This window comes from Bifidobacterium goeldii (assembly GCF_003951095.1).
Classification (GTDB): domain Bacteria; phylum Actinomycetota; class Actinomycetes; order Actinomycetales; family Bifidobacteriaceae; genus Bifidobacterium; species Bifidobacterium goeldii.
The window spans coordinates 291,611-315,007 of the sequence record NZ_QXGL01000002.1; the positions used below are offsets into that span (position 1 = coordinate 291,611).

Below are 23,397 nucleotides of genomic sequence, written 5' to 3' on the forward strand. Positions count from 1 at the left end.
ACCATCACACACCCGAATTTCACCTGCACAAGATGGAAAATCGGCGCATAATTCCATCCCGTGCGAACGCGCCGCGCACAAGATGGTAAATCAGTTCGAAATTCCATCGCGTGCAATCCTCCGTCCAAATGGTGCAAGAGTGACGCGCAGGCGGCGCAAACGTGATGCTTCCGCGCGGATACGGGGCCAGGCGTGGCGCACGAACGCGCAGCACGCTTCAATGGGAGCCATGACACAGCGTTCTCCCCACCCCCCCATGCGCCCACTTCGCTTCGGCACCGACGGCACGTTCCGCGTGCTGCAAATGGCTGATATTCAAGACGGCCCAAACGTCCGCCCGGACACGATTCGCCTGATTGAAGCAGCGATTGCCGAATCACACCCCGATCTTGTAGTGCTCACTGGCGATCAAATTCGCGGATATGATCCCGCATATATTGACACGTTCTTGCGCCGCCGCGGCGAGAATCCGGGCGCGCGCGTGCGCTTGGTCACCGAGATTGAGGCGAAACTGCGCGGTGTGCGCCGGCGTATCGCGGCAGCTCATAACCCTGATGTTGCGCCGCAGGACGATGTGGTCACCATGGATGATCTGATGGATGACACTCGTCAAAAAGTACGCGACACGTTCAGTGCGTTTTTGGGCCCGGTTGTTTCCGCTGGCGTGCCGTTTGCGGCCACGTATGGCAATCATGATTTTCAGTGCGGCATTCTTGCTGACGAGCAGGATGATATTTACCGCGAGTACCCGGGGTGCATGAATCCTGCGGTGAACGCAAGCGCAGGCGACGCTGGCAACTCCGCCGCGCTCGGCATTGAGCCCGGCACGTTCGCAATGCCAATTGAAGCCTCCGATGGTTCGGGGCGCATCGCGATGAGCGTGATGATGGTGAACTCTGGCGATTACGCTGGCAAGCCGGAAGAAAACGATGCGCAATACCCGGCTTATGTAGCTAATTCGCGCGGCCTCGACCTCGCTGATTCGGATGGTTATGGCACGCCGAGCGACGAGGCTATCGCATGGCTTGGCAGTGTGCAGCAAGAGCTTGCCGCGCGCAATGGCGATGGCAAGCCTGTGCCGTCTATTGTGTTCCAACACATTCCGCCGCAAGAGTTTTATGACTGCCTGACCGAAGTGCCCGCTTGGACGCCGAATGCAGTAGAAGGCGCGCGCAATTATGCCGGTCACTGCTATGTGCTCAATCATGAGATCTGCCGGCCGGGTTCGCGCCTTGGCGAGGCGATTGGCTGCGCGGATGAGAACGTTGGCGAAGTCGATGCGATGCGTGACGCGGGCGGCTATTTCGCACTGTATTGCGGGCATGATCATAAGAACGCGTTTGTTGGGCACGTAGACGGACTGGATCTCGGCTACGCGCCGACGTGCGGCTTTGAATGCTATGGGCCAAAATCGCGTTTGCGTGGTATTCGTCTGTTTGAATTCCGCGAGGATAATCCGCGCAATTATGTGACGCGCATGCTCACGTGGGGCGATTTAATCGGCCGGTATTCCAGTGATGAAGTGCGCGTGTTCTTCGAGGATCATTGCGTAACTGGTGCAGTGAGCCTGCGCAATGAGCTGCGCCGCCCGCAGGTGCTGGCTGGCGTGGTACTGGGCACTGCGGCAGCGTTTGTTGCGATCACGCGCGCGCTGATTAAACGTCCGCGCCGCTAAGTCGGTCGCCATCAACCAGCACCAATACGCAGCTCGGGGCGTCGCAGATGATCGGGAATGATCAGCTGCGACGCCCCGAGCGCATGATGAGCGCGTATGATCAGCGATCAGCCGAGGTCGGCGTCTCTCATCGCATTCCAGTCGCGATTGTTCACCTGGTCAACGAGATAGTAAGCCGTCTCATCGCTGGGCGCGGGCTTGAACTTGACGTCGTTCGTATCCTTGCTGGAAGGCACGAACGGATTGTCATACATATTCTTCTCGTTCACTTTTACGCTAGTCTGATCCTCATCGTACAGACTCGGATCGCGGTAGAGAATAAACGGCCGATCCGTATCCACTGGCTTCTGTTTTGCCGCAGTCTGCACCGCGCTCGTATCGAAATATCCGCTCTGCTCTGCCGCATCAATATCCGCGCCCGCAGTCACGTACACGAACAAGTCAATAGCGCTCATCTCGTATGTGGCGCTGCCGTCCCATTCGAGATCGTCACCAGTCGTCGGATATGTTGACTCCCCAGCGCGGCAGTTCATGAACCATGTAGTAATGGTCTCGCCGCCGCACAGGGCACCTTCTTGACCTCGCCCGAAGTCGAACATGCCCCAGCCCTTGGTAATCAGACGGTTTGTAGCATCACCGTCAAAGGTGTCACTACCGTAAGTAAGCGTGATCGAGCAGCGGCCCACATCTCCGCCGTTCGTAGCGAAGCACTGGCTAACTTCGTCATCGCGCGAAGGATTATCATTCGCCTTGGTACCCCACGTCTGGTACGCGATGATACTGCCGTATTCGTCAGTACGGTAGTCGATAGTCATGCAATCCTTGTCAGCGTCAGTGACGGTTGCCTTGCAGTAGGTGCCCGCCATAGCTGCACTCATGCCGTACAGCGAACGTACGCCCGACTCAACATTTTTGCTGGGATCGTCGATCATCAGCTTGTCAACGTCACTAGCGTCCACCCCCTCGTACAAGGTGACGGATTGGCCCGCGTCCACATGCGATCCGGGGGCTGGATTTGAGCCAGTCACCTTGCCTTTAAGACTTTCCGCAGCAAACCGCGGCTCCACGCTCACGGAGTAGCCTTGCGATTCGAGTTCAGTGCGAACGGTATCCACATCTTGGCCGACAATGTCCATCGTTGGCCCGGTGCCTTGCACGGCTACGCCAACATAAATGCCGTCATCACGCTGATTGTCGGGCACTGGGGAACCGGCCGCAGGATACGTATCTACTACGGAACCTTCGGGCGTTTTCTCCGTATCGCTCACGTACACCTGCTTGTAATGCACGGGCACGCCCATGCTTTCCAGCGTGCTCGCCGCTCGTTTGGCTTGTTTGCCAATCGTGTCTTTCGGCACGCCAGGGCCAGCAGATTCCTGCACGATGATCGTGGCACCAGCTGGCATACGCGCGCCCGGCTTCGCTTCCTTGCCGTTTGCGTTCCCTGCATAGCCGATAAACACGCCTTTGCTTTTGCCTGAGAAAACTTGCTTGATGCGCGTATTGAAGCCTTTGGCTTTTAGCGCGGCAACCATATCGTCGGTCATGACGGCAGCGGAACCGTCTTCGTTGGTTGTTGTGCTGCTGCCGGAATGTGCAGCTGCGATAGAAGCCGGATCCGGTAGGGACCGCCCGCCCCATAGCTCCGATTTCCAAGTAACGAATGCGGCACCACCGGCAATAACAAGCACAGCCAGCAGAGCTGCGAGCAACATCATAGGGCGTTTTGGCTTGGGAGCTGATACAGCTGCAGTTGGCGCGGGCATTGTTGGCGTATATGCAGGTGCAGCGGTTGGTGATGCGGTCGGCGATGCGGTTGCGGCAGGCGCAACGGGTACGGCGGGTGTAGCCGGCACAGGGGTCGCAGCAGGCATAGCGGGCGCAGAGGGCGCTGCAGAAGGTGCGACCGTCGCAGGCGGAACATTGCCCGCGGATTGCTCGCGATGAGATTGCGGCGTCCGCGCACCACATTGCATGCAAAAACGAGCGTTATCTTGAACGGGAGCACCGCAATTTCCACAAAACATGGCCAGTTCCCTTCTTCGAGGCTCTCTCAATCCTCGTGCGCCGAGACCATTCGCGGCGCAACTCTCTCATTGTACAGTGAAGATTGCACGGTGAGAAAAAGGTTACCTAGCCTTGCAGCGGAGGTGCTCGCTGTCAGCCGAACAGGCTCACACCGCGGCGTGCCACGCAATACGCGTTACCAAGCCATGCGTGGCGCGAATTCGGCCACACCGCGCCCAATCGCGGCGCATTCTGACTCATCCAGATGCTCGGCACACGGCCATCTGCACTGCGCGAACCGAGCAGATTGAAACCGTTTTTGGATTCCAACCAATCCGGGTGCTGCGTAGCGATCGCGAGCCCCTCCTCCAGAGTGAGCGGAGTGCGCTCATCGGAGTCGATCAGTTTACGCGCCACATCTGGCTCACGGTTGATATAGCAAGTGCCCGTATGCGGCTCAACAACTAGGTAGAACGGACCTTCTGGCGGTTCGAAACCGTCCTGCGGCAGGAAGCTCGCGATATCGCGCGGCGGCATTGTCGTAAAACCAGCCATACGATTAATGCTGGTTCGCGCGATCAGCGATTCTGGCGAAACCAGCTCGCGCGTAGGAATCAGCAGAATATCCGGCCCCAAATCGGTGTGTTCAAGCGCATTAATCAGCGGCCGAGCCAACGCGCGAAAAGCCGCGGCGCTCATATCCGCCACGTCCGGGTACCCCAATGCCACGATACGATCAAGCTGTTTCTGCGCTTCCACTGATGCCTTCGACATATCTCCCAGCCTACCAGCGTCGGCATCCTCCTTATGTTCGCGCAATCAGCACCCCTACGCGAACATACAGATGGATGGCCATCAATCGCGACGCTCGGCCAGCATATGGGAGCGCGCGCGTCGTTAGGTGCTGCAGTTCGTAAGATGGTCACCAACTCGAAGTTCGTTCTGTTCGCAAAACATAGGGGTTGTTATGTCAGAAAAACTCAAAGTTGGCATCCTCGGCGCGACCGGCATGGTCGGCCAGCGTTTCGTGACGCTGCTGGAGAACCATCCGTGGTTCGAGGTGACAACGCTCGCCGCGTCCGCGCACTCGGCCGGCAAGACGTATGAGGAGGCCGTGGGCGATCGCTGGAAGATCGAGACCCCGATGCCCGAATACGCGCGTCACATGACCGTCGTTGACGGCGACGATGCGGAAGCCGTTGCTGCCGGCGTGGACTTCATGTTCTCTGCTGTGAACATGCCGAAGGATCAGATTCGCGCGATCGAGGAGCGCTACGCGAAGACCGAGACGCCGGTCGTCTCCAACAACAGCGCGCACCGCTGGACGCCGGATGTGCCGATGGTCGTGCCGGAAATCAATCCGGAGCATTTCGCGGTGATCGAGCACCAGCGGCGTCGTCTCGGCACCACGCGCGGCTTCATCGCCGTCAAACCGAACTGCTCGATTCAGGCGTACACGCCGGCGCTGGCTGCGTGGAAGGAGTTCGAGCCGCGCGAAGTCGTCGTGAGCACATATCAGGCGATCTCCGGCGCAGGCAAGACGTTCAAGGACTGGCCGGAGATGGTGGGCAACATCATCCCGTTCATCTCCGGCGAGGAAGCCAAGAGCGAGAAGGAACCGCTCAAGGTGTTCGGCCATGTCGACCCGGAGCGCGGCGAGATCGTGCCGTTCGACGGCGATCTGCGCATCACGTCGCAGTGCATCCGCGTGCCTGTATTGAACGGCCACACGGCAACCGTGTTCCTCAACTTCGGTAAGAAGGCTACGAAAGAAGAGCTCATCGACCGCTTGGTGAACTACACGTCGAAGGCTGCTGAGCTCGGCCTGCCGCACGCGCCGAAGCACTTCATCCAGTACCTGACCGAGGACGACCGCCCACAGGTCAAGCTGGACGTCGACTATGAGGGTGGCATGGGCGTTTCCATCGGCCGCCTGCGTGAGGATTCAATCTTCGATTGGAAGTTCGTGGGACTGGCGCACAACACGCTGCGCGGTGCCGCCGGCGGCGCGCTTGAATGCGCAGAAATGCTCAAGGCCCTCGGTTACATCACCAAGAAGTAGGCGCAGCTAGCCGCATCTTAATGCGCTAATTCACGCCAATATCTGTTCATCCTCTGCTTGGGGTTATCTTCAAGCAGAGGATTTTTTGTATTCCGCAATCATCCGAAACACACTTTGTTTTCTCCTATAGAAGAAAACAAAGTCATTTTCAGGAATTTTTCTTCTATACAAGAAGAATTCCTAAAAAATGATAAAATATCTTCTATGGAAGAAAAAAAGCCGCTAGTAGATCGCCCTCGCTACCTTGATCGCATCATGCCGTTCATAGGCACCGATGACATCATCAAAGTGCTCGTTGGATTACGGCGTAGCGGCAAATCAGATATGCTGAAGCTCATCCAGCAACGACTTATCTCCAAAGGTTGTCTCCCACAACAGTTCATCTCCTTGAACTTCGAAGATTATGCCCTCGCTAAATACCACGATCCCGATAAGCTCTACCCCTATCTTATGGAGCGCATCAACGCCGTTGACGGCACACCCTACGTCTTTCTTGATGAGGTACAGGAAGTACGCGGGTTCGAGAAGGTTGTCAATTCACTACGTGCGACAACAAAGGCGGACGTAATTATCACTGGGTCGAATTCCACATTGCTCTCAGGTGAACTTGCTACTTACCTTGGCGGACGATATGTGCAATTTGAAATATTCCCGTTCGGCTATGCGGAGTTCGCCGACGCCCGTCAACGTATCAATGGCAATAGTTCTTTTGACGCGTTCCTGCGGGAAGGCGGAATGCCATTTATTGCCACAAGCAACTGGGATAATGAGAGCCGCCGCACTTATCTCATGGATATTTATCGTTCTGTTGTGCTTCGCGATGTGGTTCGCCGTCACAGCATTCGCGACGTGGCACTGCTGGAACGTATCGTTTTGTTCGCTATGCAGAACACAGGCAATATATTATCCGCTAGTGCTATTGCCTCGTATCTTAAAGCAGAACACCTCAATGTCAGTGCACAAACTGTCATTAACTATCTGGATTATTGCCGCGAAGCGTTTTTGCTGGTACGCATGAACCGCACTGATCTAGTAGGCAAACAAGTACTGAAAACACTACAGAAGTACTATGTAGCCGATCATGGGTTGCGTGGTGCGATTGTCGGTGATGGAATGACGCAGATACAAGGCATGTTGGAAAACATAGTTGCAATGGAAGGCCTGCGCAGAGGCTACGACGTTTCCGTCGGAGCTGTCAATAGCAAAGAGGTTGATTTTGTATTTGATAAGGGATCTCAACGACGATATGTACAAGTGACGTATCTTATTGACAGTGAGAAAACTGCCGAACGCGAGTTTGGCGTATTCAAAGACATCCCAGACAATTATCCGAAAACCGTAGTGTCAATGGACCCAATTTTGCAGCCGCGCGATGGCATCGAACACCGCCGCATCGATGAATTCCTGCTCGCTGAGGATTGGTGAAAGTACTAACAATTCCACAATGGAGCGCGAAACGTACACTGCACACCAATCAGCACCATGCCCATAAACTTGGCCCCGAAAGGCTACTTTATGGGCATGGGAATCAGGAATTAGCATTCATAACTCGCCATTCGCCCATCCTCTTCCTTGAGATTCACTACGCATGATATCGGATAAAAAAACAGGGCAGGCACGTGGCCTGCCCCTGACAGAAAAACTGTCGAGCAATCAAAGCGGCTAACCTGTCCGCTCTTATTGAGAATTAGCAATTCTCAACTGTAGCGCATAGTCTGATCAGCCACACCGAACTCAGCGCCTGTTTCAGCGACCGGTGCCACCGTAGACTACGGCTTCGATTTGGTCGGCGTCGAGGCCGTAGGCGGTGTGCAGTGCGCGTACGGCGTCGTCGAGCTGATCGAGCGGCACGAGGGCGGCGATACGAATCTCAGAAGTGGAGATCATCAGCACGTTAATACCCTTCTCGCTCAGTGCGGTGAAGAACTTCGCAGCCAAGCCGGAGTGCGTCTTCATACCGACGCCCACCACGGCCACCTTGCCAACCTTCGTGTTGATGTCGAACGCACGGTAGCCGAGCTCGTCATGCTTATCGATCAGCACCTTCTCAACTTCCTTCACCGTAGATTCCGGCACGGTGAACGAAATATCAGCAGTACCAACGGAAGCACCAGCCTGCACGATCATGTCAACGTTGATGCCAGCGGTGGCCAGCTCGGTGAACACCTTGGCAGCCATACCAGGCTCGTTCGGCACGCCGCGCACAGTGGCGAGCGCTTCAGAACGGTCGTGTGCAATACCGGAAATGACCGGCGCTTCGGGGCCGAGGTCGGGGAACAGGTCGCCCATGGACTTGGTTTCCTCAGTGGTTTCGTTGTTGTCGCTCATAATGGTTGCCTCAATTGTGGTTCGTATAGTCTCGTAGTCTCGTCGTGGTCGCGCTTATGCTCAGTCGAGGTTCGGTAGTGTGCGCGGGTCAACGCCATCGGGCACGACCAGCGTGCCGTTACGGTGGGAGAAGGAGCTGCGCACGTGCAGCGGCATGTTGAATCGCTGCGCGTATTCGACGCATCGCAGTGCGAGCACTTTGGAGCCGCAGCTGGCCATTTCGAGAATCGCATCGTAGCCGATCACGGGAATGCGGCGCGCAGCCGGCACGATACGCGGGTCGGCAGTGAACACACCATCCACATCGGTGTAAATCTCGCAGATGTCAGCGCCGAGCGCCACAGCGAGCGCCACAGCGGACGTATCAGAACCACCACGGCCGAGCGTCGTGGCATCACCCTTCGCGTTAATGCCCTGGAAGCCGGCGACGATAGCGACGTCGCCCATTGACAGCGCGTTCTTGACACGATCGGGCTTGACGGCCTTAATGTGCGCGGCACCGTAGCGAGCGTCGGTGAAGAAGCCTGCCTGCTGGCCGGTAAACGAATGCGCGCGATCGCCGGCGGCGTGAATCGCCATGGCGAGCAAGCTCATAGAGATACGCTCGCCTGCGGTCATCAGCATGTCCATTTCGCGCTCGGGCGGGTTGGAGTCGATGCTCATGGCCTGATCGATAAGATCATCGGTGGTGTCACCCATAGCGGAGACAACCACGGCCACCTTGTTGCCTTTTTTCTTCGTTTCGACAACGCGCCGGGCTACGCGCTTAATCGATTCTGTATCGGCGACTGACGAGCCACCATACTTCTGCACGATGAGAGCCACTGCTGTCCAATCTTCTCTTGGGTGTCACTTAACGCCACATATTACGCAAGCGGCACGATTATACGGATTACTGCTTTCCCACCGTGAACGCTCACCCACCATGCGGACAGCCACGATGTTTCACAACGCATAATATTCGCGTCTCTCTTTGCGCTTCTCATGGGGCCTCATCATTGGGGTAATAAAAATCCGCTCTCTGCACGAAGAGAAGCCTCCATGCACAGAGCGGATTTGGCTATTCAATCGGTAGGTTTACAGCAAAACCATCATGCGCAGCTGCGCAAAACCAGTCGCGGGCTCTCACCCGTCACAGGCTCTGCCAAGCAACGCCTTCCTGATGCCAACCAGCAGCGCCAACCTTGTCGTACTCGACCTTGTTGGTCGTGTACAGGTGTTCGCCGCTGTTCGGGTTGTACAGGCGGTACACAGCGGTGCCAGCCGTGGTATCCGTGTACCAAGCGATGCCCTCGTCATGCCAGCCGAGCTTGACCAGATAATCATGCTCAGCTTTGTTCATCGTCCAGTTGTGGTTACCGTTGTTCGGGTTGTACTCGCGGTATACCGGCTTCAGGTTCTTATTCGCCTCATCCTTGGCAGCAGCCTTGAATGCGGTGCCCTCGCTGCTCCAGCCGAGCTTGACCAAGTAGTCGCGCTCGCCCTTGCTCGTGGTGTAGTGGTGCAGGCCAGAGTTGTTGTTGTACAGGCGGTAGACGGTGACCGACTTTTCTTCCGGCTTGCTCGGCTGATCAGGCGTGCTCGGCTCAGACGGCTCGCTCGGCTGGTCCGGCGTGCTCGGCTCAGATTCCTTGACCACGGAGGCCACAGGCTGGCCCGGCTCAACCTTGACCACGGTCGTGCCGTCGGCGCTCAGCGTCACCTTCGCGCTGTACGCGGCGGCGAGGTTGAGGCGTGCCCAACCTTCGGACGTGGAGTCCAGCGGGTAGCCGGAGTCGCCTTCGGTTGCGGCGAGCACGGCCTTCTTCTGGTCAGCGGTGAGCGACTTGAACGCTTCGACGTTGTCGAGCAGGCTGACAGCGGCATCCGGCACGACCGGAGCCTGACCGGCCTGACCGACCTGCTGGAAGCCGTAGGTCATGCGCTTGCCGTACACGTCGATCGCGGACTTGCGATCGGTAACGGTTTCGCTGCCGGTCACGTCGTCAGTGAAGGCGTTCTTGTAGCCGTTCTTGTCGTTCGCGCCGGTCTTGGCGATGCACGCGGCAAGCGTGTCACCGTATCCGTCAGCCTTGCAGCGCTCGGTCAGGTAGTTCACGAGATCGTTGCGAGCGTCCGTGCCGTACTTGGTCTGGTAGTCCTCGCTGTTCGGATCGTCGGATCCGTTGGCGATCATGGTCGCGACGCCCCACTGGCCACCAATATGGCCGCCAAGAATGTCGAGCGGGTAGTGCACGCCGAGCACGATGCGGTTGTTGCCAGCCTCAGACACACGCGTCATGATTTCCGGGCCGAGTTCAGGCAGCAGGTATGCCAAGCCGGTGCCCTGTGTGAACGCAAACGTGGTGTGGCCGGACGGGAACGAACCGGAGTTCGCAAGACCGTCGTACTGGCCTTGATCCTCGTACGCCTTGACCTTCTCAATGTTCAGCGTCTGCTTGAGATCGCCGAGGTTGAGCGTCGCACCGAGGTAGTCCTTGCGGCCGATGTACGGGCGCGGGTGCTGGAAGTACTTCTTTGCCGTGCTGGTGCTGGCCGAGTAGTCAGCCCAATCGAGGAAGCCTTGGACGTTGGAGAGCTTGCAGTTGTACTCACCGTACGAGCAGCCGTTCATGCCTTCCTTGTAGTACTTGCCGAGCACGGGGCCGAGCGCGTCGTAGAGCGTGTCGGTGGAGTTCATCGCCGCGTCAGACACGGCACGATCCTGCTGGTCCTTTGCCGGGCTCGTCGCGTCCTTCGCGTCGGCGGCAGCCTTGTTGTTGATCTGCTCGGTCAGCTCGTCGTCGTGCTTGAGCACGCCGGACTTATCGTTGTCGATCACACCGCCCTGGTAGAAGTCGAAGTAGTTGTTGTAATCCTTGAGCAAGTTGCTCAGCTCGTCGGCCTTGGGCTGGGTTGGCGTGGTGGACTTCTTTTCGATCTTCACCTCGTCGCGATGGTGGCCGAAGGAGATGGCCGTGATCTTACGGGTGGTCGGATCGGTGCCGTCGAAGGTGACGCGCGCGGTGTAGATCTTGGCGAGGTTGATACGACCCCAGCCGTCGCTGGAGGCGTCGAGCGGGTAGCCGGAGGCGATCTCGCTGGCGGCGATCACCTGGCGCAGCTCGTCGGTGGTGAACTTGAGCTTGGGGTCATCGCCTGCCGCATCGTCAGTGTTGAAGTAGTCGACGTTGGCGAGCAGGTTCTCAGCACCTGCCGGCACAACCGGGCGCTTGGTGGTGTCACCGGTCTGCGTGAAGCCATAGGTCATGCGAGCGGTGTATGCGTCGATTGCGGACTGGCGGTCGGTGACAGGCTTGGTCACCACGTCATCGGTGAAGGCGTTGGTGTAGCCGCCATACTGCTGCTTGCTGGAGTTGCCGTTGGCGTTGGTCGCGTTGATGCAATCGTGCAGATCAGCATCCTTGGTGATGCCGTTCGCCTTGCAGTCGGCACCAAGCACGGACTGCAGTTCAGCGCGAGCATCCTTAGCCTGCTGGGCGGTGGCGGGATCGCTCAGCGCGGTGGCGACGCCGTACGCGCCGGCGATGTGGCCGCCCATGATATCGAGCGGGTAGTGCACGCCGAGCACGATACGGTTGTTGCCCGCCTCGGACACGCGCGTCATGATCTGCGCACCGAGTTCAGGCAGGATAGCGGATAGGCCGACGCCCTGCGAGAACGCGAACGTGGTGTGGCCGGATGGGAAGGAGCCGGATTCTGCCAGGCCGTCATACTCGTTGTCGGGAGTTTCACCATCGCCCCAGTCGAAGTTCTCGTAGCCGGGAACCTTCTTGACGTCGAGCGTGCTCTTGAGTCCCTTGAGGTCGATCTGCTCGCCCTTGTAGTTGGCGCGGTCGACGTACGGGCGCGGATGCGCGTACGTGTTCTTCGCGTCGCCGGTGCTGACGGACTTGTTCATAGCCTGCAGGAAGGCTTCAGTCTTAGGCAGCTTGCCGGCTTCCATATCAGCCTTGTAGTACTTGCCAAGCGTGGGGCCGAGCGCGTCGTACAGGGTGTTGGTGGGGTTCATCTGCGCGTCGGACAGTGCGCGCTGATCTTGCTCAGTGTTGCCGTCAGTGCCGTACGCTGCGTTGTTAATCGATTCGGTGAGCGCGTCATCATGCTCGAGGACTTTTGCACCGTCCGCGCTGGTAACGCCCTTGTTCGGCGTCCAGTACGTGTTGAAGTCGCCGAGCAGGGTGGTCAGGCCCTTACCGCCGTTAATGGCTGGGCTTTGTGCCACATCGTATTGAATAAAGCTTTGCTGATTGCTAGCCGCGGCAGCAACTGCTGCTGCGTCGGCAGTGTCCGCGAGTGCGGGCTGCGCGATGACGCCAGGCAAGAACATGGCCGCTGCAGCGAACCCTGCAACAGCAACACGCAATGCCGCAGACGTTGATTTCGTTTGCTTCATTCCTCTTCCAATCCTCATAATGAATGCCGCCCTCCCCCGAAACATCTGGAGAGTGCAGCGTAGGAACGATTCCATGTTCAGCCTGCGAGCATGGTTACGCACTACTTTTATGGAAGAAATAGGCGAAGCGTAAACTTACATTCATTTAATTTCATTTGTCTTCATCTGCGGCGCGCGCAATCTCAGACCCGCAAAAAACGGACCGGAATCGCTCTTGTACGAGTGATGTTCCGATCCGTTGAGGATTATTGCAAATGGCGGCAATACGGTAGCAAGCGCGTACGGTCACGCTGCGCGACGGCCGGTGAGTGCGCGGGCGAGCGTGATTTCGTCGGCGTATTCGAGGTCGCTGCCGACCGGCAGGCCGCTTGCCAAGCGTGTTACTTTGATGCCGAGTGGGCTCAGCAAGCGGCTTAAATACGTGCAGGTTGCTTCGCCTTCGATGTTCGGGTCGAGCGCGAGGATGACTTCCTGTACTTCGTCAGTTTTGAGCCGGTCAAGGAGTTTGGGAATGTTAAGGTCTGCGGGCCCGACGTTGGCCATTGGGTTGATGGCGCCGCCGAGCACGTGGTAGAGGCCGCGATATTCGCGCGTGCGCTCGATGCTCATGACGTCCTTTGGCTCTTCGACTACGCAGATGACGCTGTGATCGCGGCGTGGATCGGCGCATACCGGGCAGGGGCTGATTTCGCATACGTTGCCGCAAATGTCGCAGAAGCGCACTTTGTCTTTGACTTCAGTGATGGCGTCAACAAGCTGTTGTGCTTCTTCTTGAGAGGCGGATAACAGGTAGAATGCGATGCGCTGTGCGCCTTTTGGGCCGATGCCGGGTAGGCGCGAGAACGCGTCGATTAGCCGTTGGATTGCTCCATCATATGCCAGTGCCATGTGGGTTAGCCTTCCGAATCATGCTTGTTCGCGGATTGAATGTTCTTCGGATTGTGCGGATCGTCGGGCGCAAATTCCTCGACTTTTTTCACTTCAAAGAACCGTTTGAGATCGTCGATGCTCATTGCCGAAGCGGTGCCGAGTGAGACGTCGCTCATCGAGTATTCGTCGTCTTCGGGAGCAACACCGGGGTGCGCGGGTACGGCTGGGCCTGCTGTTGGCATGGCTTGCGGCATGGTCGGCAGTGTGGCTGGTGACGGCGTGACTGGTGACGGCGTAGCTGCCGCGTGCATACCGGGGCCGTATTGCGCGTTTTGCGCTGGCATCGGTGCGTTTGGGCCAGCATAAGGGTCCGCGTATGGGTCACCGTAGGGGTCGCCGCCGTACGGATCGCCATAAGGATCACCATACGGGTCTGGCCCAGCATTGCCAGCAGGGTTGGGCGCGGCAGCAGGCTGTTGTGGTGCAAATCCGCTGTGTGTTAATCCACTCTGCGCAGGCGTTGGCTGCTGCTCGTGAGCCCACGGGTCGTCGTCAAGTGTCGATGCGCCTGCCGGCGTAGCTGGCTGAGCAGGCACTGCCGCTACCGGTTCAGCACGGTTTTCGTTACTGCCAGCTGCAGGCGTTGATGTTTGGCCTGTAGCGGTCGCAGCGGCGATATCATCAGCCCACGGGTCACTGTCGTCGCTCAAATCGGGTACGGCAACATGCTTCGTGTGATGCGCGTGCTCGCTGTGTTGCGAATCCGCTTCCACTGCTCCGTTCTGTGAAACACCACGTGAAACCGTTTGTGAAACGTCGCGTGAAACACTGGCCGTCGAAGACGATGCAGCAGCTTGCGCAGATGCAGCCGGCGTAGACTGCATCTCCTGGGCCCACGGATCGTCGTCTACTGCCGATGCTGGCGCGCTCGAGACTGCGGCAGCATCAGCTCGGTGAACGTCGTCAGTGTCTGCTGTGGAAGCACTGTCCGTTGGCGATGCATTGTCCTTCGGCTCTTTGGTGACTCCCATGCCGATTTGCGCGCCGAGGGATGCAGCGACGCCGGCCATCGCGATCTGCGATTTAATGCGCGTCTGCTCTTCCTGCGGCAGTTTGCTAAACGGCACGTCAGCGATGCTGCCATCCGCCATTTTCTTGGTAGGAGCCAGCGAAACGTTCGCACCGAACGTCTTGTGGACTTCGTTGCGCAGAATATCGACTATGTTGACTGTGCCGTCAACTGGCTCACCGGCCACTCCGATAGCAAACGCATACTTGCTCAGCGGCTTGTCGAATTTGATCCACAAGCGCGGGCGTGCAGCGTCTTCGGTAAGCAGGATCTTCGGCACGCGCGTGCGGTCAACATAGCGGCGCACGTCATCTGGAAGTGCCGCCACGAGCGCATCCCACTTTTCGTCTGGTGTGCGCGTATCAGGGGCTGCGGGGGTAGCAGGTACCGATGCATGGTGATCTGATTGCGTAGACGCTCCCCCAGTCATGCTTTGCATGACAGCCCCCTCCGCCGAGGGGGCCGAGAACGTCGAGTTGTCACCACCTTCTTGACCCCCTCGGCTGGGCTGAGCCGTTAAAGAAACGCCAGAGGCGTTTCTAGGCGAAGGCTCTACGACAGTCGAGCTAGCAGAATGCGGGCGCAGCCCGTCCTCACTTGCGGCCGGGCTGTCAGCCGTAGGCTGACTGGGGGAGCGTTCCCCAAATTCCTCCTGAGACCCAAGATTGCCGGCAGAAGATTCCGTGTTGTGCGCAGCACCTGCGAAACCACCGCCGAAACCACCGCGTTGAGGCTGATTGCGTGCAGCGCCAGCGAATCCAACACGAGCAGATGCATGGCTGGTGGACGCTCCCCCAGTCGCGCTACGCGCGCCAGCGTCCTGCAACTGCTGACGGCCTACGGCCGCGCTCTGCTGGCTCGCTGTCGCTCGCGCCTCGCCTAGAAACGCCGCCGGCGTTTCCTTCACGGCTCGGCCCTCAGCCGAGGGGGCCGAGGCTCCACCAGCACCGGAACCTACAGCCGGCGCAGTCAGCACGCCTTCGCGCCCAGCAAGTAGACGAGCCGCAAGCAATTCCAAACGCATACGTGGTGAAATCGCACCAGTCATCGAGCCGAGTGTAGTGTTCATCGTCTCAGCCATCGAAGTGAGTGCACCTAAACCAAGTGCACTTGCTTGACGACGCAAATCGTCCATATCTTCCGCTTCGGCAGCATCAGACAACACATTTTCCGCCTGCGCGCCGCCTAATGTGAGCACGAGCAGATCGCGCACGCGAGCCAGCAGATCTTCCACAAAACGACGAGGATCAAAACCGCCTACTACGACCTTTTGCACTACGCCATACAGCGCTTCACCATTGCGGTCAATTACCGCGTCGATTGCTTCACCGATCAACGCTTCCGGCGTAAATCCAAGTAGAGCCACGGCAGCATCATGCGAAATAACGCCTTCGACCGAGCCGACCATCAACTGGTCAAGCACTGAGAGCGTGTCACGCACGGAGCCACCGCCAGCGCGCATCGCGAGTTTGAGCACGCCAGGCTCAGGCTTAATGCCCTCCTTGTCGCAAATGCTTTCCAAGTACGGGCCCATGATTTCCTGCGGCACCAAGCGGAACGGGTAATGATGAGTACGCGAGCGGATGGTGCCAATCACCTTATCTGGTTCAGTGGTGGCGAAAATAAACATCACATGCTCGGGCGGCTCCTCAACGATTTTCAGCAACGCATTAAAGCCCTGCTGGGTGACCATATGCGCCTCATCGAGGATGAAAATCTTGTAGCGGTCGCGCGCAGGCGCAAAACCGGCACGTTCGCGCAGTTCACGAGCATCGTCAACACCGTTATGGCTGGCCGCATCGATTTCTACAACATCGATCGAACCAGGGCCACCGGTAGCGAGGTCCTTGCAGCTTTCGCACTCGCCGCATGGGTGCGAGGTCGGCCCCTTCGCACAGTTGATGCAGCGTGCGAGGATACGCGCGGAGCTAGTTTTACCGCAGCCGCGCGGACCGGAGAACAGGTAAGCATGCGTGAGCTTACCTTTGTCGAGTGCGCGCATCAGCGGGATCGTAACCTGATCCTGACCGATAACCCCTTCGAACGTGTCCGGTCGATAACGTCGATACAGTGCAAGTGCCATAATCCCCAACCTACCGCAACCCGACTATCTGCCGACACTCGGCTGCTTGTTATGCCATCATTCCGCTACTGCCGAGTGCGACTCAGCAAGCCATCATCGTACGACATTCATCGCAAATTGACATGCCCATTGGTCCACGTCTACAGTGAAGACGTCAGTGTTGACACTTTGTCAAATACTGTGCACGGTGTAGCACACTGGCAATGGCGACCAACGCCGCACCGACAGCATATTGACTTCGTGGAATAGGACAGGACCAATGGCTATCTCATCGGTAGGAGACGCACGGCGTGAACAGATCGTGCAGGCTGCGCGCGCGGTTTGTCTCGAAACTGGTTTTGACAAGCTCACTATTAGCGATATCGCCTCGCGCGTAGGCATGACGCGCTCACTGTTCTACCATTATTTTCCCGACAAAGATGCTGTAGCTGACGCTGTGCTCGACGATGTGATCAGCGATATGTTAAGCAAGCTCGAACGGTGGAATGCCACGCGTGAAGTTGGCAACATTACTAAAGCGCTTGACGACATCGTGCGACTTACTCGCAGCATCATCGCCGACGAAAGTCCGTTCAGCAACCGACTCATGCATGCAGGCAACGCCGGCCTCTACATTCGTTTCGTTGACCGCGCAGTTACTCGCATCAGTGATTACATTTGCGATTCAGTAGTACTGGATTTTGAGCGACTGCACGGCCTGCCTATCAAGAACGTGCATGAGACGTTTTTCGTGCTTATTGTTGGCTTGATCTCACTGCTACGCACGCACCCGAACGTTGATGATGCAACACTCAAAAACCTGATCGCGCAATCATTGCATATCGACTCATACGTGTGACCACAACCGTGCGGAGTAGTTCAAGCTCACGCTTCTACAAACCGCCCAGTAATCGGATCGCGCCCATCGCGCATAATCGCCGCCGTCACATGCTCCTGCGTGCGCCGCTTATGCCAACCAGCAACAGCTGGAGGCACGAGCATGCGCAGTGACATGCCTGCCGCACTTACCGACACGGGCACACGCCCCACGTACTCGCCATCAGCCATCAATACCGGCGGCTCGTCACCATCATCGGCACGAGTGATTTCAATTTCGCGCACACGTTCCCACCCAAATACGCGGTTTGACAACAGTTTGCCGTTATACGCATCGGATACCGCAGCCGCACACTCAGCCACACTGGGCATATGATCAATCCAAATCAAGTCCAGCATGCCATCAGAAAGCAGCGAATACGGGGAAACTTCAATTCCACCACCGATATAACGCGCATTCGCAACAGTCACTAGTGGAGAAATAATATCCCGCTCGTCTACCGAGCCATCAGCCAATACCGCTTTAATGTGGTACCCGTAGCGTTTCATATGCGTCAATTCCACAAGCACAGCTGCCGCGTATCGCACTGATCCACCTGGCAAATGTGACTTATTGGCACGATCATTGATACTGGCGTCAAGCCCGCAGTTCAGCATGCCCGCATAGTAGCGATCTACAAACCCCTCAACAGGATTGCCAGCCTCAGTAAGTACGAGCTCCCCCGAACCTCCTTGAACAACTGGTTCCATATTCAGCGAGCGCACATGGCCCATATCCACATCAATGTGAGTACCGCATACAATAGCTCCCACAATGCCTTCTACTGCGGTGCGTATGCGATTAACTGGCAGGTGCAGTCCGCGCGCAAAATCATTGCCTGAGCCTACTGCCACAATGCCTAACGGTTTGCCGGTTCCGCATACAGCATTCGCACCGAGTGCGATCATGCCATCGCCGCCGATAACAACGAGATAGTCATACAAGTCACTATGAGCTCGCGCTGCTGACAGTGAGTTTTCGAAACTATCGCCGGTTAAGTCAATGACGTCAAACCCATGACGCATTCCGCTTTCACTCAGCGATTTGAAGACACGTTCTCCGATGGCAGCCCCACGCCCTTTATTGGAAGCGGGGTTACCAATCACCGCTACAGTCTTCTTCACGTCAGTCATACGCCAAACATATCCCATCGTATGCGAGTTGCGCTAGTGTTCTGCGTCACAAAGCAATGGTCCAGCTCGAGACTGTTGGCTAACAGTTGGCATAAACGGTACTTTAGTAGGCACGGCAACCGTAACGGTGACATCATCCCCCTCAGTAGAGCATGCGGTCACGCTACCAGCATCAGCTTTGGCAGCGTACTGCGCTATAGCACACGGATCATTCGTTGCCCCTTTCCAGAATGAATCTGCTGCGGATATCACTGCTACATCGGCGATAGAGCGCGCTTTGGTCTGGCAGATGAGCAGGTTGCCAGCGGCCGCGATTACCCCCATGAGCACGCCAGCTAGCATTATGAGCATCACTCCTAGCATTGTGCCGGAGCCCTCATCAGATCGCTGTAACCAACTCATCCCCATACTCCCGTCGCTGAACCGGTAACTGTGGTCGGCAGTACGCCGAGCGGGTCAGGCAGCACTGGGCAGGTTACTTGTACCTGTACCGTACTGTCATGTCTGTTCACTGAAACAACAGCAGCATCGCCAGCTATCGCCCGCGCAGTCGCTTGTGGATTCGCTTCGTCGCGTGCGACCACTAATTCACGTGCCGCTGCGGCTGCAGCATCCTGACAGTTCATCGACACGACAACCGTACGTGTCAATCCCAGCAATATCACTGCGATTAGGGCAACAACAGGAAGCACTGTCGCAAACTCTGCAGTAATTGCACCCTCATCGCTGTGAAGCCACCATGTATAGCGAGCGTGTTGACGTTTGGCCGCGCGGCCGACGGGTCCCACACCGCCGGCCGATCGACCGTCATGTTCAAAGGCGCTGTTACCCAATGCTCAGAGCCTTCTTAATGACTTCCGTCAAAATGTTGACGATGACGTCTGATTTGAGAATCGTGGCAAGCAGCCCAGCAAAACCAGTTGCGGCAATCAACACGAGAGCATATTCAGCGGTTGCAGCCCCCTCCTCAGGCTCTTCGCTTACCATTCGCAGTCTCGCATCTACCATGCACGCGACGTTTCTCATTTTCGAGGCAGCCGCCTTGCATCCTCGCCTTATGCAAGTGAATGGACCGTTGCGACCGTTAATGCCAATGAGATCCTCATTGATGTTCATGAGCGTTCCTTTCGCTGATATGGTTCCTCGCCAAACGACGAGGTAGTTCCACTGTGCCTGAAAGTCGCTGTTTACCGAGTGGTTTTCGAACTATGTGGTCGAAGGCTACCGGGTTATCCACATCTTCGGCGTGTCATCCACATAGGATGTGGACAACCGTTCACTCATATCACCAATCTCACATTACAAACGACGCAACTGCAGGAATAATTCCTAAAAATACGAATGCCGGCAGGAAGCACAATCCTGTCGGCATCAATAATTTCACAGACAGTTTTGCAGCGCTCTGTTCGATCGTTGCACGTTCACTTGCATCCTGCTGATCGATGGCGGCTTCTAATCGACCCAATGGCGATGATCCATGATTCCATGATGATTCCAACGCGTCGCACAATGTGCGCATTGCGCCCGCATTCAGCCCACGATTATGCACTGTCCAAGCTGCATTCCAACCCACTCCGCGATTCAACGCACGCGCAACAACACGTAACTCATCGCCTAGGGAACAGTCCAACGTTTCACCAACGCAATCTAATGCACGCGGAATTGACGCACCCTGCCGCAGAGATACTGACAGCAAGCCCATTACCAGTGTCAGCGGAATCGCAGGACGATGATCAAGCTCGTTGAAGCTGTTTGCTACGTCATCTATGCCACGTTTGCGAGCGCGCATATGACTACGTTTACGCTTCCCTGCACGCGCGCCAAGGCCATCACGCGCAGCGGCAACATCATCCCCCAGCAAGTCATCATGCCGTCGCGGCATCGCACATAATTGTCGGCGCGGCCGCCACCCACACAGCATTGCCATCACTACTACCGCTATCACTGCGATGGCTACATCTTCATTCCACCGCATGCCGCCTCACTTTCACCCCTGAGTATCACGCATCATTACCGTCATCCAACTCACACCTAATACATATGCAAAACAGCCCACTACTAGGCATGCGTTGCCTTGCACTGTGCCGAAGAGAAAACGCAACGGGTCCGCGCCAAAGAGCTCACCAAGCAGCACCGCGCCTAACGGCAGGATTGACAGCAATACCACTGTGGCCTGCGGTACTGCGAACGCGCTACGACGCAAATCTGCGAGCATACGTAAACGGCGATGATCAGCACCGACCACGTCTAGACAATGCGCGAGCGAACACCCTGTGCGATCACTCAACGCGCACGCTGCAGCTAGTTCCGCGGCGATCACGGCAACTTGCCGGTCATTCTCCCCTTCACGCCGCCGTTTCATGAGCACTGCGCGAATTCGCGAATACGTTAACGTATTCGTGGCAAACGCATGCCCCATATGCCGTTCAAATTCGTCAACAGCATTACCGCCCGCGCGCACGTGAGCATTCACAGCGGCGATGACCGCAGCAATTCCTACATGATCAGCGGGAGAACCAGCATTATCTGAGTCAAACACTGACCGATCGCCAATGAGACGACGTACAGGTTTCATACGGCATAGCAGTAGCCATAGCATTGTTGCGATCGCAGCCACTAGTGGCATGTCGCTCATATTCATGACTGCCATCTCCCTACAAACCGCTCCCATGCTGGCCCTGGCGTCACCGATCGACCGAGACCTCCCCACACTGCTGCCGGCATACCAACTAAGGAGTCACCTTGCGCTGCAAGACAACCGATTTGTGCAATGCGACGGCGGCTGTTCTGCCGTTCAAGATGCAGTACCACGTCAAATGCACCTTCTGCAAGCATGGCCATCGACGCTGGTTCCACGCCAGCCAGCAATCCCAATGACACTAGTCGAGCGGGCACGCGAGAAACTCCATCTGCGTGCAACGTGGTCATACCACCGTGGTGGCCGGAATTAAACGCTCGCAGTAAATCAACAATCTCTTCGCCACGGCATTCGCCAAGAATCACACGATCAGGGCGCATGCGCAATGTAGCTTTGACTAATTCCGGCAAACCTACGGCGCCAGCGCCTTCAACGTTAGCTTCACGTGATACTAGCGATACATGATTGCCATGATGCAGTTCGCCAAGCTCGCGTACCTCTTCTACTGTGACGATACGATCATTTGCTGCACATTCGGCAAGCAATGCTTTGAGCAGCGTGGTTTTCCCCACGCCCGTACCCCCGGTGATTAATATGCGCGCGCGACGATCTACTAGAAATCGCAGTACAGCAAGCCACTCTTCTGGAAATAGACCGGCCCCACACAGCGCATCCAATCCAAGCCGCCCCCGATCAGGGAATCGGATTGAAATCGCAGCACCCTGCGGTACTAGCGGTGCAATTACTGCGTGCACGCGCACACCATCCACGCTTGAAGCGTCCGCGATTGGGCAAGCATCGTCAAGACGACGACCCATTTGCGCGCATAATTGCACAGCATATTCGCGAACAATGCGTGGATTGCGTAGTGGCAATCGCAGCAGGCACTCCTCCATTCCCTCCCCGCGGTCCGCCCACACCCTTCCCTCGCAGGTGACCGCCACATCAGTGACCATTGGATCGCGTGCCAACTCATCCAATGGCCCAAACTCAACCATCGTCATCACCGCCCAAATCATCTTCGATATATTCCACCAGCGCGTCTATGGCTCGTCTGCTCCCCTTGCTGACGGCACGCACGCCGAGACCTTCCAACACATCGGCTTGGATATGCCGGTCAGGAGTAATAACTCCCAGCAGCGTATCGCCGAGATATTCTTGAGCATCCTCAACGCTGACAATGCTTTTGCTCGGTGATGCGCCACGCGGGCAAGCTCCCACAATCAGCGGCTTGGCGCACCCCTGCCGGCTCAGCATCGTTTTGGCATGCTTGGCACGAGCCAAACCCAGTACGGTAAGCTCCGCGATCAAAATCTGTGTGTATGACGCCAACTCAGGCACACGCTCATACAACGCACCGTCTGCCATGTCGACAATCACAACATCATTGGATTCAGCCAATGCCTGCAATACGGCCAGAATCTCCCATGAATCAGGCTTCTCACCACTCCACGGCTGGCTCGATAACACACCAACACGTTCCCACCGCGGTAGTTCATGATTGAGCGCTGGACCATCCACATGCCCTAATGGAGCTTTTACCGTTTGAAATCGTAACCCTGGTTCATTTTCTAAACCGAGCAGCACATCAAGACCGCCAGCCGTAAAGTCACAGTCAACTAGCACGCAACTATGCCTGCGCTGAGCAAGTCGCAGCGCGGTCATCGCAGCTACCATGCTTACGCCAATACCGCCGCTGAGCGAAAGTATCGCATACACGTTATCGCGAATCGGCACGGCTGCATGCCCGGAAACCAACTGTTCGCAAGGCGCTGCACGCGCTGGCATAGTGCGTGGCATCACCATAGTGCGCACATTGCTCGCGTGCCGCTGCTGTTCGCGCGCACCGATCTGCCCCGGCACCATAGCATGCCGCGCGGGCGAAGGAGCTGGCATGGTCGTCGTCTTCGACGGTATCTGACTGTTCATGCCTTGATTGAACCGTGAGACGGCGCAATACCGCAAGCAAATCCGGGGTATGTGGTCGAAGGCTACCGACTTATCCACATTCCGGCGTGTCGTCCACACGTATCCACATGCGTCCACTTGCACACTGTGCGCGACATGACTTCACAGGATTCCACAGGTCGCAAAAAACGAGGAAGCCCGCCGACATCGGCGGGCTTCCTCCGCAAGTTCACTCGAGCAGATCTCTGCACAACATCATCGTCGTAACGGTAAGTCTTTCCAATGCCCGTTCAACGTAACAGTCTTTCGTGACCATACACTTTTGTGGGCCTGCTCTTAAGTTTTCCTTGCACTTCATAATCTAGGCGCGCA

Annotated in this window: 20 protein-coding genes and 1 pseudogene; 5 read left to right on the forward strand and 16 right to left on the reverse strand. The window is 57.0% G+C overall.

Going from position 1 to position 23,397, the window contains the following annotated elements:
* Nucleotides 1-256: 256 nt before the first annotated feature.
* The gene (locus D2E25_RS04810) at nt 257-1,675 is read left to right on the forward strand and encodes a metallophosphoesterase family protein (protein WP_164514719.1); all 1,419 of its coding nucleotides are present in this window, start codon (nt 257-259) and stop codon (nt 1,673-1,675) included.
* 107 nt (nt 1,676-1,782) lie between these two features.
* Here the strand turns inward: D2E25_RS04810 and D2E25_RS04815 are convergent, their stop codons facing one another.
* Nucleotides 1,783-3,393 carry a PASTA domain-containing protein gene (locus D2E25_RS04815; RefSeq protein ID WP_241217012.1) on the reverse strand — a complete coding sequence of 537 codons (1,611 nt, stop codon included), beginning with the start codon at nt 3,391-3,393 and terminating at the stop codon, nt 1,783-1,785.
* A gap of 13 nt (nt 3,394-3,406) precedes the next feature.
* Between D2E25_RS04815 and D2E25_RS10665 the strand changes: the two genes are divergently transcribed.
* Nucleotides 3,407-3,622, forward strand: coding sequence for a hypothetical protein (locus tag D2E25_RS10665; protein ID WP_241217013.1), 216 nt, complete (start codon nt 3,407-3,409; stop codon nt 3,620-3,622).
* 17 nt (nt 3,623-3,639) lie between these two features.
* Here D2E25_RS10665 and D2E25_RS10885 read toward each other — a convergent pair.
* Both D2E25_RS10885 and D2E25_RS04820 read right to left on the reverse strand, forming a co-directional pair.
* Nucleotides 3,640-3,702: pseudogene (locus D2E25_RS10885) on the reverse strand (zinc-ribbon domain-containing protein); the annotation flags it as partial.
* A gap of 133 nt (nt 3,703-3,835) precedes the next feature.
* The gene (locus D2E25_RS04820) at nt 3,836-4,456 is read right to left on the reverse strand and encodes a DUF5701 family protein (protein WP_125980333.1); all 621 of its coding nucleotides are present in this window, start codon (nt 4,454-4,456) and stop codon (nt 3,836-3,838) included.
* 193 nt (nt 4,457-4,649) lie between these two features.
* Here D2E25_RS04820 and asd point away from each other — a divergent pair, with 193 nt between their 5' ends.
* On the forward strand, nt 4,650-5,744 hold the full coding sequence (gene asd / locus D2E25_RS04825; RefSeq protein ID WP_125980335.1) for an aspartate-semialdehyde dehydrogenase: 1,095 nt from the start codon (nt 4,650-4,652) through the stop codon (nt 5,742-5,744).
* Between the two features lie 204 nt (nt 5,745-5,948).
* Nucleotides 5,949-7,169, forward strand: coding sequence for an ATP-binding protein (locus D2E25_RS04830; RefSeq protein WP_125980337.1), 1,221 nt, complete (start codon nt 5,949-5,951; stop codon nt 7,167-7,169).
* Nucleotides 7,170-7,490: 321 nt separating this feature from the next.
* Here D2E25_RS04830 and D2E25_RS04835 read toward each other — a convergent pair whose 3' ends face one another.
* From D2E25_RS04835 to dnaX, 5 genes are all read right to left on the reverse strand, one after another.
* On the reverse strand, nt 7,491-8,072 hold the full coding sequence (locus D2E25_RS04835; RefSeq protein WP_125980339.1) for an ACT domain-containing protein: 582 nt from the start codon (nt 8,070-8,072) through the stop codon (nt 7,491-7,493).
* Between the two features lie 60 nt (nt 8,073-8,132).
* Nucleotides 8,133-8,897, reverse strand: coding sequence for an aspartate kinase (locus tag D2E25_RS04840; RefSeq protein ID WP_125980341.1), 765 nt, complete (start codon nt 8,895-8,897; stop codon nt 8,133-8,135).
* 307 nt (nt 8,898-9,204) lie between these two features.
* Nucleotides 9,205-12,468, reverse strand: coding sequence for a phosphatase PAP2 family protein (locus D2E25_RS04845; protein ID WP_164514720.1), 3,264 nt, complete (start codon nt 12,466-12,468; stop codon nt 9,205-9,207).
* 285 nt (nt 12,469-12,753) lie between these two features.
* The gene (gene recR / locus D2E25_RS04850; protein WP_125980345.1) at nt 12,754-13,356 is read right to left on the reverse strand and encodes a recombination mediator RecR; all 603 of its coding nucleotides are present in this window, start codon (nt 13,354-13,356) and stop codon (nt 12,754-12,756) included.
* 5 nt (nt 13,357-13,361) lie between these two features.
* Complete coding sequence (dnaX, locus tag D2E25_RS04855; protein WP_125980347.1) at nt 13,362-16,490, reverse strand: DNA polymerase III subunit gamma/tau; 3,129 nt, start codon at nt 16,488-16,490, stop codon at nt 13,362-13,364.
* 259 nt (nt 16,491-16,749) lie between these two features.
* On the opposite strand from dnaX, the gene D2E25_RS04860 reads away from it, so the two are divergent.
* Entirely contained in the window at nt 16,750-17,328 is a 579-nt protein-coding gene (locus D2E25_RS04860) for a TetR/AcrR family transcriptional regulator (RefSeq protein WP_125980349.1), read from the forward strand.
* Nucleotides 17,329-17,354: 26 nt separating this feature from the next.
* On the opposite strand, the gene D2E25_RS04865 is transcribed toward D2E25_RS04860, so the two are convergent.
* The 8 genes from D2E25_RS04865 to D2E25_RS04900 all read right to left on the reverse strand — a co-directional run bounded on the left by D2E25_RS04865 (nt 17,355) and on the right by D2E25_RS04900 (nt 23,046).
* Nucleotides 17,355-18,479 carry a diacylglycerol/lipid kinase family protein gene (locus D2E25_RS04865; protein ID WP_125980351.1) on the reverse strand — a complete coding sequence of 375 codons (1,125 nt, stop codon included), beginning with the start codon at nt 18,477-18,479 and terminating at the stop codon, nt 17,355-17,357.
* Nucleotides 18,480-18,512: 33 nt separating this feature from the next.
* Nucleotides 18,513-18,887 carry an Rv3654c family TadE-like protein gene (locus D2E25_RS04870; protein WP_125980353.1) on the reverse strand — a complete coding sequence of 125 codons (375 nt, stop codon included), beginning with the start codon at nt 18,885-18,887 and terminating at the stop codon, nt 18,513-18,515.
* Nucleotides 18,878-19,192, reverse strand: coding sequence for a TadE family type IV pilus minor pilin (locus D2E25_RS04875; protein WP_206430743.1), 315 nt, complete (start codon nt 19,190-19,192; stop codon nt 18,878-18,880). The genes D2E25_RS04870 and D2E25_RS04875 overlap by 10 nt, the downstream gene beginning before the upstream one ends.
* A 112-nt stretch (nt 19,193-19,304) precedes the next feature.
* The gene (locus tag D2E25_RS04880; protein ID WP_125980355.1) at nt 19,305-19,595 is read right to left on the reverse strand and encodes a DUF4244 domain-containing protein; all 291 of its coding nucleotides are present in this window, start codon (nt 19,593-19,595) and stop codon (nt 19,305-19,307) included.
* A 178-nt stretch (nt 19,596-19,773) separates the two neighbouring features.
* Entirely contained in the window at nt 19,774-20,454 is a 681-nt protein-coding gene (locus D2E25_RS10670) for a type II secretion system F family protein (protein WP_241217016.1), read from the reverse strand.
* 12 nt (nt 20,455-20,466) lie between these two features.
* Nucleotides 20,467-21,129, reverse strand: coding sequence for a type II secretion system F family protein (locus tag D2E25_RS04890; protein WP_125980358.1), 663 nt, complete (start codon nt 21,127-21,129; stop codon nt 20,467-20,469).
* The gene (locus tag D2E25_RS04895) at nt 21,117-22,115 is read right to left on the reverse strand and encodes a TadA family conjugal transfer-associated ATPase (RefSeq protein WP_125980527.1); all 999 of its coding nucleotides are present in this window, start codon (nt 22,113-22,115) and stop codon (nt 21,117-21,119) included. The genes D2E25_RS04890 and D2E25_RS04895 overlap by 13 nt, the downstream gene beginning before the upstream one ends.
* Entirely contained in the window at nt 22,108-23,046 is a 939-nt protein-coding gene (locus D2E25_RS04900) for a CpaE/TadZ family protein (RefSeq protein WP_241217018.1), read from the reverse strand. The genes D2E25_RS04895 and D2E25_RS04900 overlap by 8 nt, the downstream gene beginning before the upstream one ends.
* Nucleotides 23,047-23,397 lie beyond the last annotated feature (351 nt).